We start from the raw sequence: 13,806 nt of genomic DNA, 5'->3' as shown, positions 1-13,806 counted from the left end.
GAGCCTCGCCGCCCCCGTACCGTACGTCTCAGTCCTCGTGGCCCAGCTGGAGGTCGCGCTCGGTGCGGCCGCCGCCCGCGACCTGGAGGACGGTGGCGACCGGGGGGTATCCGGCGGCGATCACGGTGTACTCGCCGGACGACAGGTCGACGAACCGGAACGAGCCGTCGGACCCGGTCGTGAGGGTGTCCACCACATTGCCCGCCGCGTCGAGCAGGGTGACCCGGGCGTCCTCGACGGGCCGTCCGCCGGTGGCCCGGACCACGCCGCGCAGGACGGCCCCGCCCGCCAGCTCGATGTCCTGCCGGGTCTCGCGGGCGGCCTGCACGCTGACCGGGAGGGCGGCGGGGCGGAAGGCGGGGGCGCTGGCGGCGAGGGTGTACTCGCCCGCGATCAGCTCGCCGATGACGTAGCCGCCCTCGCGGCCGGTACGGGTCGAGGCGACGACCTCGCCGCGTACGTCGGTGAGGGTGACGGCCGCGTCGCGTACGGGGGCGCCGTCGGGGGTGAGGACGGATCCGGCGAGGCGTCCGGCGCCGCCGAGCACCAGGTCCAGCTCGACGGGGCGTTCGCCGACGGTGACGCTGACGGCCTGCGGCTGGTGGCCGCCCGCCGCGGCGATCAGCACGTAGGAGCCGGCGCCGGGGACGCTGAGCGCGTACCGCCCGTCCTCGCCACTGGCCCCGCGCCCGATCTGCTGCCCCTGGACGTCGATGAGGGTGAGGGCGGCCCGGGGGACGGTCGTGCCGTCGGGGTGCTGGACGCTGCCGTGCACGGGGACCCCGGAGAGGTGGCCGGGGGCGGGCCGTCCGGAGTCGGCGCGGGCGGCGGGGATCTGCGTGGTCGTGGTCTCGGCGGCTTCGGGGCTGTGGTGGGACACCAGCGGTTTCTCCTTGAGGAAGAAGGCGAGGATCAGGCCGAGCACGAGCACCGGCACGAGGTAGAGGAAAATGCGCGGCATCGCGTCGACGTACGCCTGGATGTAGGCGTCGCGCAGCGCGGGTTCCATCGCGTGGACGATCTGCGGGGTGATCGACTCGGGGTCGGGCAGCTTTGCGCCGGCGGGCAGCCGGACGCCGAGCGCGTCGGAGAGCCGCCCGGCGAGCAGCGTGCCGAAGATCGCCGCGCCGACGCTGCCGCCGATCTGCCGGAAGTAGTTGTTGGCGCTGGTGGCGGTACCGAGGTCCGAGGGGCGTACGGAGTTCTGCACGGCGAGCACGAGGACGGACATGACCAGTCCGATGCCGAGGCCGAGGACGGCCTGGTAGAGGCTGTACACCACCGGGGAGGTGTCAGCCTCCAGCAGGGACAGCAGACCCATGCCGACCACCGAGACGGCGCTGCCGACGATCGGGTAGATCCGGTAGCGGCCGGTGCGGGTGACGAGCTGGCCCGAGACGATGGAGCCGCCGACGATGCCCATCATCATCGGAAGCATCAGCAGCCCGGATTCGGTGGCGCTGACCCCGTCGACCATCTGGAGATAGGTCGGGAGGTAGCTGGCGGCCCCGAAGAGCGCGATGCCGACGACCGCGCCGACCAGGCCGGTGACGTTGAAGACGGAGTCGCGGAAGAGCCGTAGCGGGATGATCGGTTCTGCGGCCCGGTGTTCCACGGCGACGAAGAGCGCCGTCGTGAGGACCGCGCCCGCCGAGAGGCCCAGGATCGTGCGCGAGCCCCAGGCGTACTCGGTGCCGCCCCAGCTGGTCACCAGCACCAGGCAGGTGGAGGCGGCGGCGAGGAGCGCCGCGCCCAGGACGTCGAGCCGGGGGCGTACGGCGGGCCGGGGCAGCTTGAGGACGACCGCGATGACGGCCAGGGTGACCAGGCCGAAGGGGACGTTGATGTAGAAGCACCAGCGCCAGGAGGCGTGGTCGGTGAAGAAGCCGCCGAGCAGGGGTCCGGCGACCGAGGCGAGGCCGAAGACCGCGCCGATGAGGCCCATGTAGCGGCCGCGCTCCCGGGCGGGGACGATGTCCGCGATGATCGCCTGGACACCGATCATGAGACCGCCGCCGCCGATGCCCTGGAGGGCGCGGAAGGCGATCAGTTCGTCCATGGTGCGCGACCAGCCCGCGAGGGCGGAGCCGATGATGAAGACGACGATGGCGAACTGGAAGACGCCTTTGCGCCCGAAGAGGTCGCCGAGCTTGCCGTAGAGCGGCAGGACGATGGTGGAGGCGAGGAGATAGGCGGTGACCGCCCAGGACATCTTCTCCAGGCCGTGCAGCTCACCGACGATCCTGGGCAGCGCGGTCGCGACGATCATCTGGTCGAGCGCCGCGAGCAGCAGGGTGAGCATCAGCCCGAGGAAGACCATGCGGACCTTGCGGGGGCTGATCTCCACGGCCGCCTGCCCGGGTCCGGGCCCGGGCGGAGGGGGTGGCGGCGGCAGTGCGGCGGCTTCGAGGGCCGCCGTCGTACCGTCCGGATCGGTGCCGTCGGGTCCCGTGCCGTCCGGTTCGTCCTTCAGCAGCGTGATACCGCCCACCACGTAACGCTCCCCTCGTCGCCTCTGCGCCGCCCATTTGTCGCATCGCGCGGCAAGGCGGGGCAAACGTGACGAGGGGTGTACGCGGCGCGCACGGAGGGCTTATGCGCCGGTGGGAGCCCCTACGGCGCACAACCGGTCGTCCCGGAAAACCACCCGTTCCGGTGAGGCCGGTCCGCGGGCGGGGGCCGGCCGGACCGGCCCCCGATCGCCGGTCTGCCCTACTTCTCGACCTCCGTGGCGAGGTTCTGGAGCAGCTCGTCGTAGATCCGGGCGAGGCCCTTGGGGGCGAAGGTCCGCTCGAAGAACCCGCCGATGCCGCCCGCGCCGTCCCAGACCGTGACCACGACGGCCTTGGACTTCCCCTCGCCGGCCGGGGTGACGGTCCAGGTGGTGACCATCGAGGAGTTGCGGTCCTTCTCGACGAGCTGCCCGTCGGTCGGCTCGCTGACCTCCAGCAGGCAGTCGCGGACGCGCTTGCTGGTCGCCTGGAGCTTCCAGTGCACGAGGGTGCCCTCGCCGTCACCGCCCTCCCGGACCTCGTACTCGCTGAAGTGCCCGGTGAGCACCTTGCCGCGGACGTCCTTGTAGTCGGCCAGCGCGTCGAACACCGTGTCCGCGTCCGCCGCGATGATCCGCTCCGTCGTCGCCTCGACCTGCGCCATGGCTGTTCCTCCAGCAATCCGTGGTTCGGGGGGTGTGCTGAGCCAACCACCTCGGGTACGGCCGCTCAAAATCGGGGCCGGACGGGGTCAGGGGCAGCGGGTCGCGAGGACGCAGAACTCGTTGCCCTCCGGGTCGGTGAGGACGACCCAGCTCGCCCCGCCCTGGCCGACGTCGGCGCGCCGGGCGCCGAGCGCGAGCAGCCGCTCGACCTCCTCGCCCTGCTCCCGGTCGGTGGGGTTGACGTCGATGTGGAGCCGGTTCTTGACGGTCTTGCCCTCGGGGACGCGCGCGAAGGTCAGCTCCGGCGGCACCGGGCCGGGGCGGTCCTTCCCCTCGGGCACCGAGGGCGGGCCGATGGTGACGGCCTCCTCCCCCTCCTCCGCACCCCGCACCTCGTAGTCGAGGACCGAGCACCAGAAGCGGGCCAGGGCCAGGGGGTCGGCGCAGTCGATCGCGAGCTCGGTGAACTTGGCGGCCATGGTCGGGGCCTCCCGGTCGGTTGGGGTTCGTCGGTGGGCCACAGGCTAGGGCCTGGGGCTGCCCCGCACGATCAAGGGAACAAGTGTTCTATTCTGCGAGGAGTGCTACCGAGGAGGCGTCCATGCGCTGGGACAATCTGGTCGAGAAGAACTCGACGACCGGGAACAGCGCGCTCTTCACCGCGGACGCGGTGACCACGCGCACGTTCGACACCCCGGAGTTCCGGGGGATCACCTTCCACGAGATCCGGGCCCGTTCGATCCTGAACCGGGTGCCCGGGGCCTCGCGGATGCCGTTCGAATGGACGGTGAACCCGTACCGGGGCTGCACGCACGCCTGTGTGTACTGCTTCGCCCGCAAGACCCACAGCTATCTGGACCTGGACACCGGGATCGGCTTCGACTCCCAGATCGTCGTCAAGGTCAACGCCGCCGAGCTGCTCCAGCGGGAGCTGGCCTCCCGGCACTGGCGGGGCGAGCACGTCGCCATGGGCACGAACGTGGACTGCTACCAGCGGGCGGAGGGCCGGTACCGGCTCATGCCGGGCATCATCACGGCCCTGCGCGACCGGGCCAACCCGTTCTCCATCCTGACCAAGGGCACGCTCATCCTGCGGGACCTGGAGCTGCTGCGGCAGGCCGCCGAGGTCACCGAGATCGGCGTCTCGGTCTCCGTGGGCTTCACCGACCGGGAACTGTGGCGGACGGTCGAGCCGGGCACCCCCTCCCCCGAACGCCGGCTGGACGTGGTGCGCGCCCTCACCGACGCCGGGATCGGCTGCTCGGTCCTGATGGCCCCGGTCATCCCGTTCCTCGGCGACCGCCCGGAGCAACTGCGCGCCACGGTCGCGGCCATCGCGGAGGCGGGAGCGGCCTCGGTGACCCCGCTGGTCCTGCATCTGCGCCCCGGCGCGCGCGAGTGGTACCTGCACTGGCTGGGGCAGCACCATCCGCATCTGGTCGAGCGCTACGAGCGGATGTACGCGGGCGGGGCATACGCCCCCACCTGGTACCAGCGCCGGATCACCCGTCAGGTGCACGAGCTGGCGGACGAGTTCGGGATCGGCCCGGCGCACCGGGGCGAGGCCCGCCGGATCGCCCCGGCCCCGTCCGCCGCACCGGAGCCCGGCCCGACCCAGCTGACCCTGCTCTGAAGCTCACCGGCGGGACCCGCGTGGCCGGAAGGGCCCGTGGGGCCGATGGCGTGACCGTACGGGTCGACTCCGCGCGGAACGGGCCCTTCCGCGGGGGAATTCGGGGAGCATGCGGCGGGGACCGGTGATCCGGCGCCGCGTCCCGCCACTCCGGGAGGCCCCATGACGAAACGTGCAGGAATTCTGGTCGCCGTCGGCGCGACCGTCGCCGGTCTGCTGACCGCCGCACCCTGTCCGGCCGCCGCCACCACGGCGAGCTCCCCGCCCGCTCCGAAGCCGAAGTGGACCGGCTGTCCGACCGAGAGCTACCCGACGCTCCAGTGCGCGAAGGTCCGCGCCCCGCTGGACCACCGCCGCCCGTCGGGCCGCCAGGTCACGCTCGCCCTGTCCCGCGTCCCGCACACCGCGAAGACCTTCCAGGGCCCGCTGCTGGTCAACCCGGGCGGCCCGGGCGGCAGCGGTCTGTCGATGGCCGGGTTCGTGGCCTCCTCGCTGCCGGAGAAGGTGGCCGCGCAGTACGACGTGATCGGCTTCGACCCGCGCGGCGTCGGCAGGAGCACGCCCGCTCTGAACTGCCTGCCCGGGCACTTCGATCCGGTGCGCCCGGACTCGGTGCCGACGTCCTACCGGGCGGAGCGGATCAACCGCGACCGGGCCGAGTCCTTCGCCCGGGCCTGCGGCGAGAAGCACGGCGACGTGCTGCCGTACATGGACACGGTCAGCGCGGCCAAGGACCTCGACGTGATCCGCCGGGCGCTGGGCTCCCGGCAGCTCAACTACTTCGGTTACTCCTACGGCACCTACCTCGGCGCGGTCTACGCCAAGCTGTACCCGGAGCGCGTGCGCCGGCTGGTCCTGGACTCGGTCGTCGACCCGGACGGGGTCTGGTACGAGGGCAACCTCGGCCAGGACTACGCGTTCGACGACCGGCACAAGGCCTTCGCCGCCTGGGTCGCGAAGAACGACGCCGCGTACGGCCTGGGCACCGACCCAGCACGGGTCGAGGCCGCCTGGTACCGGATGCGGGCGGACGTGGCGCGCAAGCCCGCGGGCGGCACGGTCGGCGCGAGCGAGCTGGAGGACACCTTCCTGCCCGGCGGCTACTACAACGGCTACTGGCCCTACCTCGCCGAGGCGTTCGCCGCGTATGTGAAGGACCGGGACGCCGAGGCGCTGGTCGAGGTGTACGAGGACTTCGGCGCGGTCGACGCGAGCGGCGACAACGGCTACTCGGTCTACACGGCCGTCCAGTGCCGCGACGCGGGCTGGCCCGAGCACTGGAGCACCTGGCGCAACGACAGCCGCCGGATCCACGAGAAGGCGCCGTTCATGACCTGGAACAACACCTGGTACAACGCGCCGTGCGCGAACTGGCCGGTGCCTCCGCTGCGGCCGGTCCCGGTGAACAACCGGCAGCTGCCCCCGGCGCTGATCCTCCAGGCCACGGACGACGCGGCGACCCCGTACGGCGGCGGGGTCAGCATGCACCGCAAGCTCAAGGGCTCCAGCCTCGTCGTGGAGGAGGGCGGCGGCAACCACGGCATCACGCTGAGCGGCAACGACTGCCTGGACCGGCATCTGACGGCCTATCTGACCGACGGCACGGTCCCGCGCGGCCGGGGCGGGGCGGACGCGGTCTGCGCCGCCCTGCCGGAGCCGAAGCCGCTGCCCGCCGAGAAGGCGGCGGCCCAGTCGGTGGACAACAGCAAGGGCAGCCGTCTGCACGGGCTGCTGGGCTTCCGCCGCTGAGCCGGACGGGCCGTCCGCGCTCCCCGCCCCGGGGTGCGCGGGCGGCCCGGCGAAAATCGGGCGCGCGGCGCGGGGCGTGCACGCGAGGACGGCCCGGCATGAGGCACTCCCCCCTCCCCCGTACCCACCCTGCGCCACCGCCCGTGACACGCGGATCGACGACGTCCTGCCCGAGCGCATCGGGACCGGGACCGGGTGCCCTGCTGGCCGGGGTGCGCCACGTCCGCGCACTCACTCCCCGGGCAGCCGGCTGAGCGCCGCCGCAGCGGCCGCGCCGAGCCGGGGGTGCGGGAGGGCCGCCGTGAGGACCGGGCGGGCCTGTTCGTCGGCGAGCCGGCCGAGGCCCTCGACGCAGGCCAGGGCGACGCGCCAGTGGGGTTCGCCCGGAGCCAGCAGGCGTTGCAGGGTGGCGACCAGGGCGGGCGTCGACTCGGGGGCCCGCAGCTCGGTCAGCAGACGCACCGGGTGCAGGGCGTAGGCGGTGCGCAGGGTGTTCGTGGCGAGCGCTGCGGCGGCCCGGGGCGTGCGGGGGTCGTCCAGGCGGGCCAGGGCGTGGGCGGCGGAGACGCAGCGTTCGGGGTCGCGGTGGTTGAGCAGGAGCACCAGCGCCTCGAAGGCCCGCCGGTCGCCCGCGCAGCCGAGCCGGAAGGCGGCCAGCTCCCGAGCCCACAGCGGCCGGTGCGGCTCCACCAGGACCCGGGCCAGCTCCTCGGGGTCCTCGGCGGCGACGAGCCGGTCGTACTGCGGCGACCCGGCCGCCTCGGGCTCCAGCCGGTCCATGAGCGAACGGAACTCCTCATCCATGACGTTCAGCCTATCGACGGACACACTCCGTGCGGGCGCGATGGTCGAGCCCGTGTGGTCCAGGGCACACGAACCCAGGGGTGGCGCGCTCGTTACTCGCCGGTTAATCTCATCTGAGCGGGGCACACTCCCCGCAGGCTCCGGTGGCCTGGTGACGCAGCCACCCGGAGTGCTTGTCGGTTCGGCTTTACGTGCGACGCGGCTCCGGGACAGAGTCCGTCACCCCTCACGGCCGGGCGCGCGCTCTTCGCGCCTCGGCCCCGTGCTCCACGACACGCAGCTTCCGTACGCCGCGCGCCGCTCCCTCATCGCCGCGCGCGCTGTGCTCCCACAGTCGTCACTCACCCTGGAGTCCCGTGATGGACACCCCTCTCTCCACCATCGCCGTCGTCGGCCTCGGCACCATGGGCACCGGCATCGCCGAGGTCCTGGCCCTGGCGGGCCGCGAGGTCATCGGCATCGACATCAGCGAGGCGGCCGCCCTCGGGTCCGTCGCCTCCCTCGAAGCGTCCACCGCACGGGCCGTGGGCCGCGGGCGGATCACCGAGGAGGAGCGGTCCGCCGCGCTCGCCCGGTTCCGTACCGCGGACACGCTCCAGGCCGCCGCCGATGCCGAGCTGGTCATCGAGGTGGTGCCGGAGTCGTACGAGATCAAGCAGCAGGTGTTCCGGGAGCTGGACGCGATCGTCTCCCCCACCACGGTCCTGGCCACCGGTACCAACGCCCTGTCGGTGACCCGGCTGGCCGCCGAGTCGCAGCGCCCCGAGCGCGTGCTCGGCCTGCACTTCTTCAACCCGGCGCCCGCGATGAAGCTGGTCGAGGTGGTCTCGTCGGTGCTGACCGCGCCGCCCGCCGTCGAGACGGTCACCAAGCTGGCCCGGGAGCTGGGCAAGGAGCCCGTCGCGGTCGGCGACCGGCCGGGGTTCGTCGCGGACGGGCTGCTCTTCGGCTACCTCAACCAGGCCGCCGCGATGTACGAGGCGAACTACGCCTCCCGCGAGGACATCGACGCGGCGATGAAGCTGGGCTGCGGGCTGCCGATGGGCCCGCTCGCCCTGCTGGACCTGATCGGTATCGACACCGCGCGTACGGTCCTGGAGGCCATGTACGCCGAGTCCCACGACCGGCTGCACGCCCCGGCCCCCGTCCTCGGGCAGCTCAGCAGCGCGGGCCTGACCGGACGGAAGGCCGGGCGCGGCTTCTACACGTACGACGCCCCCGGCGGCCAGGACGTGGTGCCCGACGCGCTGACCCCGGCGGCCGGCGCCGAGCCGGGCGCGGGGCGCGCGGTGGCGTCGGTGGGCGTCGCGGGCTCCGGCACCATGGCGTCCGGGATCGCGGAGGTCTTCGCGAAGGCCGGTTACGGCGTGGTGCTGGCGGCCAGGACCCAGGAGAAGGCGGACCTCGCCAAGGGGCGGATCGCGAAGTCCCTGGAGCGCTCGGTGTCCAAGGGGCGGCTGAGCGCCGAGGCCCGGGACGAGACGCTGGCGCGGATCACCGCGGCCGGTTCACTGGACGCGTTCGCCGAGGTCGACCTCGCCGTCGAGGCGGTCGCCGAGGACCTGGAGATCAAGCAGCAGCTGTTCGCCGCCCTGGACAAGGTCTGCCGTCCCGGCGCGGTGCTCGCCACCACCACCTCCTCGCTGCCGGTCGTCGCGGTCGCCCGGGCGACCGCACGCCCCGAGGACGTCATCGGGATGCACTTCTTCAACCCGGCGCCCGCGATGAAGCTGGTCGAGGTGGTGCGCACCGTCCTGACCGCCGACGACGTGCACGCCACGGTCCACGCGGTCTGCGCGAAGATCCGCAAGCACCCGGTGGACTGCGGGGACCGGGCCGGCTTCATCGTGAACGCGCTGCTGTTCCCGTACCTCAACAACGCGATCAAGATGGTCGAGCAGCACTACGCGTCGCTGGACGACATCGACGCGGCGATGAAGCTGGGCGGCGGCTACCCGATGGGCCCGTTCGAACTGCTCGACGTGGTCGGCCTGGACGTCTCGCTGGCCATCGAGAAGGTGCTGCACCGGGAGTTCCGCGACCCGGGCCTGGCACCCGCGCCGCTGCTGGAGCACCTGGTCGCCGCGGGCTGCCTCGGTCGCAAGACGGGGCGCGGCTTCCGCGAATATGCCCGTCGCTGACCCGGGAGCCGGGTGGGGCGGGCTGCTGGGACCCTCCGGCGGCCCGCCCCCGCAGGCGCGCTCTCCTGCACCGATGGGTTACGTTCATGCCATGTCCCAGCCCGCCAAGTCACCCCGTGCCACCGCCGCGACCGACGCCCCGGAGACCACCGCGGGAACGCGTGCGGCCGCCCAACGGCTCAAGATGCGCCGCGAACTGGCCGCCGCCGCGATGGAACTCTTCGCCACGAAGGGCTACGAGGCGACGACCGTCGACGAGATCGCGGGCGCCGCGGGCGTGGCCCGCCGGACCTTCTTCCGCCACTTCCGCTCCAAGGAAGAGGCCATCTTCCCGGACCACGACGACACCCTCGTCAGGGCCGAGGCCGTCCTGAACGCCGCTCCCGCGCACGAGCACCCGCTCGACACCGTCTGCCGGGGCATCAAGGAAGTCATGAAGATGTACGCGGCCAAGCCCGCCGTCTCCGTGGCCCGTTACAAGCTCACCCGCGAAGTGCCGACCCTCCGGGAGGCCGAGATCGCGTCGGTGGCCCGCTACGAGCGGCTGTTCACCCGTTATCTCCTGGGCCACTTCGACGAGCGCGACCACCATGTCGGCAACGACGACCCGCTGCTCGCTGAGGTCGCCGCGTCCGCCGTCGTCACCGCGCACAACCATGTGCTGCGCCGCTGGCTGCGGGCGGGCGGCCAGGGCGATGTGGAGGCGCAGCTCGACCGGGCCTTCGCCATCGTGCGCGACACCTTCGGCTCGGGTATCGGGGCCGGCCGGACCGCCCAGGCCGAGCCCGAGCGCGCCCCGGCCGCTTCGGTGACCGCGGACGGCGAGGTGCTCGTCGCGGTGGCGCGTACGGATGCCCCGCTGGACGAGGTCATGCGGACGATCCAGCAGGCGCTGAAGGACCGCTGAGCCGCACCTCCCGCTCGGCGGGGACCGCCGTCGCCTCCCAGGGCGGCGGGGCGCCGCCCTCGCTCCAGGCCGCGAGCTCCTCGGGGCCGTAACAGAGGATGGCGCACTGCTCGGCGTAGTCGAGCGCGGGTTCGGTGAAGCCGCCGGTGGAGACGACGAGCGCGACATCCGCCTCGTGCACCGCGTAGCAGGTGCCGCCGAAGCGCTGGAGGTCCTGGGAACCGGCCCGGTTCTCCGGACCGTAGCGCTTGCACTGGACGACCAGGCGGCGGCCGTCCGGGGTGGTGCCCAGCACATCGGCGCCCAGGTCGCCCGCGCCGCCCACCACCTCGGCGTCCGAGCAGCCGTCGCGGCGGCAGAGTTCGGCGATGGCCTCTTCGAAGGCGTACGGGTCCAGTCGCGTGTAGTCGACGGGGTGGCCGGCCGGCTCCGGGGGCGCGAGGCGGGCCTCGGCGCGTGCGGCCTCCGCGGCGTCCAGCTCCGCGAGGCCGGCGTCGACGATGCCGTACGCCGCGCCGGCCACGGTCCGCGCGACCCGCCGGGCCCGCCGACGGCGGCGCAGCACCACGACGGCGGCGGCCAGCAGCGGAAGGGCCAGAAGCACGGCGGGTACGGGGTGGCGGACGGCGCTCTCCCAGGCCGCCCGCAGCGCCATCCCGCCGCCCGCGACGATCAGCGCGATCAGAGCGAAGCCGAACGTGGTGCGCCGGAGGTCGAACGGGGCGCGCCCCTGCCGGTCGCTCCGTCGGCGGCGGATCGGTATCGCCATCGGTGGCCCACCCCTGCTTCTTCGTCGTTCCAAGATCACTTGTTGTCGGACCATGTGCCCCGCGCGGCGCTTTCGACGCGCGCGGCGGGGCGTCCGGCGCGGCGGCGGGCGAAATCCGGTGGTTCCCCGGCACACCGCTGTGCTGAGGTGCGCGGATGCGACCTGTGGAGATCCGCGCCCTGTACGACCGCACCATGCGCGAGCACGCCCGTCCCGACGGCCCCGGTGTCCGGGTCGAGCGCGACGGCCCCGTCGTGCGCCGGGTGGGCGGCCCCGACGACTGGAACGGGGTCGTCTGGTCGTCCCCGGACCTGGACGCGGAGGGGGCCGACGCGGCGATCGCGGCCCAGCTCGGGCACTGCGCGGTGCTCGGCCTCCCGGAGTTCGAGTGGAAGCTGTACGCGCACGACGGGCCGGCCGACCTGGGCGACCGGCTGCGGGCGGCCGGGTTCGTCCCGGAGCCGCCGGAAACCCTGCTGGTGGCCCCGGCGGAGCCGCTGGCCGGGCCGGTCGCCCTGCCCGAGGGCGTCACGCTGTGCCCCGTGGCGGACGCGGCGGGGGCGGAGCTGATGGCGCTGGCCCACGAGCGGGCGTTCGGCGCGGACGGGGCCCGGCTGCTGCACCAGGTCGTGAGGCGGCTGGCGGAGGCCCCCGAGGATTTCGTGGCGCTCGTCGTCCTGGCGGACGGGGAGCCGGTCAGCTCAGCCCGTATGGAGCTGTACCCGGGGACGGACTTCGCGGGCCTCTGGGGCGGCGGGACCGTCGCCGAGTGGCGGGGGAAGGGCATCTACCGGGCGCTGGTGGCGTACCGGGCACGGATCGCCGCCGAGCGCGGCTACCGCTACCTCCAGGTCGACGCGAGCGACATGTCGGCCCCGATCCTGGCCCGGCTCGGCTTCACGGCGCTCGGCACGACGACGCCGTATGTGTATCGGGCGGGCCGGTAACCGCCAGCCAGCAGGACAGAACGTCTCGTAACACCCATCGTGTTGCTCATGCGTGCCCACGAGATGACAAGTGAGAGAAATTGTTGGCACTGGGTGCCTTGTCAGGTGTCACGGAGTGCCATACGTTGAAGGTGTCCGGGCGGCCGGCGTGCTGAGAACTCACACGTACGCCGGCTGTCCCCGCAACCACCGTGCTGCGCGCCCGGACGCCTGCGTCACAGGCACCTTCTGCTCCACCGAGCAAAGCCAGCTCCACCTGCCGAACCGACGGCAACACCTCCACACCGCACCGCTCCCCCTGCCAGCAGGGCCCCTCAAGCGTTCCCTCGACGCCGCATCACCGGAGGCAACACCGTGAAGGAAATCCTGGACGCGATTCAGTCGCAGGACAGCACGGCCGCGGACTTCGCGGCCCTGTCCCTCCCCGAGTCCTACCGCGCGGTCACCGTGCACAAGGACGAGGCGGAGATGTTCGCCGGTCTCGCGACCCGCGACAAGGACCCCCGTAAGTCGATCCACCTCGACGACGTCCCGGTCCCCGAACTCGGCCCCGGTGAGGCCCTCGTCGCCGTGATGGCCAGCTCGGTGAACTACAACTCCGTCTGGACGTCGATCTTCGAGCCGGTCTCGACGTTCAGCTTCCTGGAGCGCTACGGCAAGCTCAGCGAGCTCACCAAGCGCCACGACCTGCCGTACCACGTCATCGGCTCCGACCTGGCGGGCGTCGTCCTGCGCACCGGCCCCGGCGTGAACGCCTGGAACCCGGGCGACGAGGTCGTCGCGCACTGCCTGTCGGTCGAGCTGGAGTCCTCCGACGGCCACAACGACACGATGCTCGACCCCGAGCAGCGCATCTGGGGCTTCGAGACGAACTTCGGCGGCCTGGCGGAGATCGCACTCGTCAAGTCCAACCAGCTGATGCCCAAGCCCCAGCACCTCAGCTGGGAGGAGGCCGCAGCCCCGGGCCTGGTCAACTCGACCGCGTACCGCCAGCTCGTCTCGCGCAACGGCGCCGGCATGAAGCAGGGCGACAACGTGCTGATCTGGGGCGCCAGCGGCGGGCTCGGCTCCTACGCCACCCAGTTCGCGCTGGCCGGCGGTGCCAACCCGATCTGTGTCGTCTCCTCCCCGGAGAAGGCCGAGATCTGCCGGGCCATGGGCGCCGACGCGGTCATCGACCGCAACGCCGAGGGCTACAAGTTCTGGAAGGACGAGCGCACCCAGGACCCGAAGGAGTGGAAGCGCTTCGGCAAGCGCATCCGCGAGTTCACCGGAGGCGAGGACATCGACATCGTCTTCGAGCACCCGGGCCGCGAGACCTTCGGCGCCTCGGTCTACGTCACCCGCAAGGGCGGCACGATCACCACCTGCGCCTCCACCTCGGGCTACATGCACGAGTACGACAACCGCTACCTGTGGATGTCCCTCAAGCGCATCATCGGCTCCCACTTCGCCAACTACCGCGAGGCCTGGGAGGCCAACCGCCTCATCGCCAAGGGCAAGATCCACCCGACGCTCTCCAAGACGTACTCCCTGGAGGACACCGGGCAGGCGGCGTACGACGTCCACCGCAATCTGCACCAGGGCAAGGTCGGCGTCCTCGCCCTGGCCCCCCGCGAGGGTCTGGGCGTGCGCGACCAGGAAATGCGCGAGCAGCACATCGACGCCATCAACCGCTTCCGCAACGTCTGAGGTTCCC

General features: G+C 72.6%; 11 protein-coding genes. 6 read left to right on the top strand and 5 right to left on the bottom strand.

The annotated features are described in order from the left end of the window. Window positions 1-28: 28 nt before the first annotated feature. The 3 genes from RNL97_RS27880 to RNL97_RS27870 all read right to left on the bottom strand — a co-directional run bounded on the left by RNL97_RS27880 (window position 29) and on the right by RNL97_RS27870 (window position 3,636). Window positions 29-2,494, bottom strand: coding sequence for an MFS transporter (locus RNL97_RS27880; protein WP_313751333.1), 2,466 nt, complete (start codon window positions 2,492-2,494; stop codon window positions 29-31). A 218-nt stretch (window positions 2,495-2,712) separates the two neighbouring features. After that, the gene (locus tag RNL97_RS27875) at window positions 2,713-3,156 is read right to left on the bottom strand and encodes an SRPBCC family protein (protein ID WP_030582936.1); all 444 of its coding nucleotides are present in this window, start codon (window positions 3,154-3,156) and stop codon (window positions 2,713-2,715) included. 87 nt (window positions 3,157-3,243) lie between these two features. Then, on the bottom strand, window positions 3,244-3,636 hold the full coding sequence (locus RNL97_RS27870) for a VOC family protein (RefSeq protein WP_030582938.1): 393 nt from the start codon (window positions 3,634-3,636) through the stop codon (window positions 3,244-3,246). A gap of 122 nt (window positions 3,637-3,758) precedes the next feature. Between RNL97_RS27870 and RNL97_RS27865 the strand changes: the two genes are divergently transcribed. Together RNL97_RS27865 and RNL97_RS27860 are read left to right on the top strand one after the other, a co-directional pair. Continuing rightward, window positions 3,759-4,790: an Rv2578c family radical SAM protein gene (locus RNL97_RS27865; RefSeq protein ID WP_030582940.1), complete on the top strand. Its 1,032-nt coding sequence runs from the start codon at window positions 3,759-3,761 to the stop codon at window positions 4,788-4,790. A gap of 162 nt (window positions 4,791-4,952) precedes the next feature. Then, a complete protein-coding gene (locus RNL97_RS27860; RefSeq protein ID WP_313751332.1) occupies window positions 4,953-6,539 on the top strand; it encodes an alpha/beta hydrolase in 1,587 nt (528 codons plus the stop codon). Window positions 6,540-6,770: 231 nt separating this feature from the next. On the opposite strand, the gene RNL97_RS27855 is transcribed toward RNL97_RS27860, so the two are convergent. Continuing rightward, on the bottom strand, window positions 6,771-7,343 hold the full coding sequence (locus tag RNL97_RS27855; protein WP_279344028.1) for an adenylosuccinate lyase: 573 nt from the start codon (window positions 7,341-7,343) through the stop codon (window positions 6,771-6,773). A 359-nt stretch (window positions 7,344-7,702) separates the two neighbouring features. On the opposite strand from RNL97_RS27855, the gene RNL97_RS27850 reads away from it, so the two are divergent. Beyond that, window positions 7,703-9,484 carry a 3-hydroxyacyl-CoA dehydrogenase family protein gene (locus RNL97_RS27850; RefSeq protein WP_243316474.1) on the top strand — a complete coding sequence of 594 codons (1,782 nt, stop codon included), beginning with the start codon at window positions 7,703-7,705 and terminating at the stop codon, window positions 9,482-9,484. Window positions 9,485-9,575: 91 nt separating this feature from the next. Continuing rightward, window positions 9,576-10,391 carry a TetR family transcriptional regulator gene (locus RNL97_RS27845; RefSeq protein ID WP_030582952.1) on the top strand — a complete coding sequence of 272 codons (816 nt, stop codon included), beginning with the start codon at window positions 9,576-9,578 and terminating at the stop codon, window positions 10,389-10,391. Here RNL97_RS27845 and RNL97_RS27840 read toward each other — a convergent pair. Continuing rightward, window positions 10,354-11,160, bottom strand: coding sequence for a restriction endonuclease (locus tag RNL97_RS27840; protein WP_243315761.1), 807 nt, complete (start codon window positions 11,158-11,160; stop codon window positions 10,354-10,356). The genes RNL97_RS27845 and RNL97_RS27840 overlap by 38 nt on opposite strands. 155 nt (window positions 11,161-11,315) lie before the next feature. Here RNL97_RS27840 and RNL97_RS27835 point away from each other — a divergent pair, with 155 nt between their 5' ends. Together RNL97_RS27835 and ccrA are read left to right on the top strand one after the other, a co-directional pair. Next, window positions 11,316-12,107, top strand: a complete 792-nt coding sequence (locus RNL97_RS27835; RefSeq protein WP_030582958.1) for a GNAT family N-acetyltransferase — start codon at window positions 11,316-11,318, stop codon at window positions 12,105-12,107. 354 nt (window positions 12,108-12,461) lie between these two features. Further along, window positions 12,462-13,799: a crotonyl-CoA carboxylase/reductase gene (gene ccrA / locus RNL97_RS27830; RefSeq protein ID WP_030582961.1), complete on the top strand. Its 1,338-nt coding sequence runs from the start codon at window positions 12,462-12,464 to the stop codon at window positions 13,797-13,799. The last annotated feature ends 7 nt before the right edge of the window (window positions 13,800-13,806 follow it).

Origin of the sequence: Streptomyces parvus (genome assembly GCF_032121415.1) — a bacterium.
Taxonomy (GTDB): domain Bacteria; phylum Actinomycetota; class Actinomycetes; order Streptomycetales; family Streptomycetaceae; genus Streptomyces; species Streptomyces globisporus_A.
Note: the sequence above shows the minus strand (reverse complement) of the source record. Positions and strands in the feature narration are given on the sequence as shown.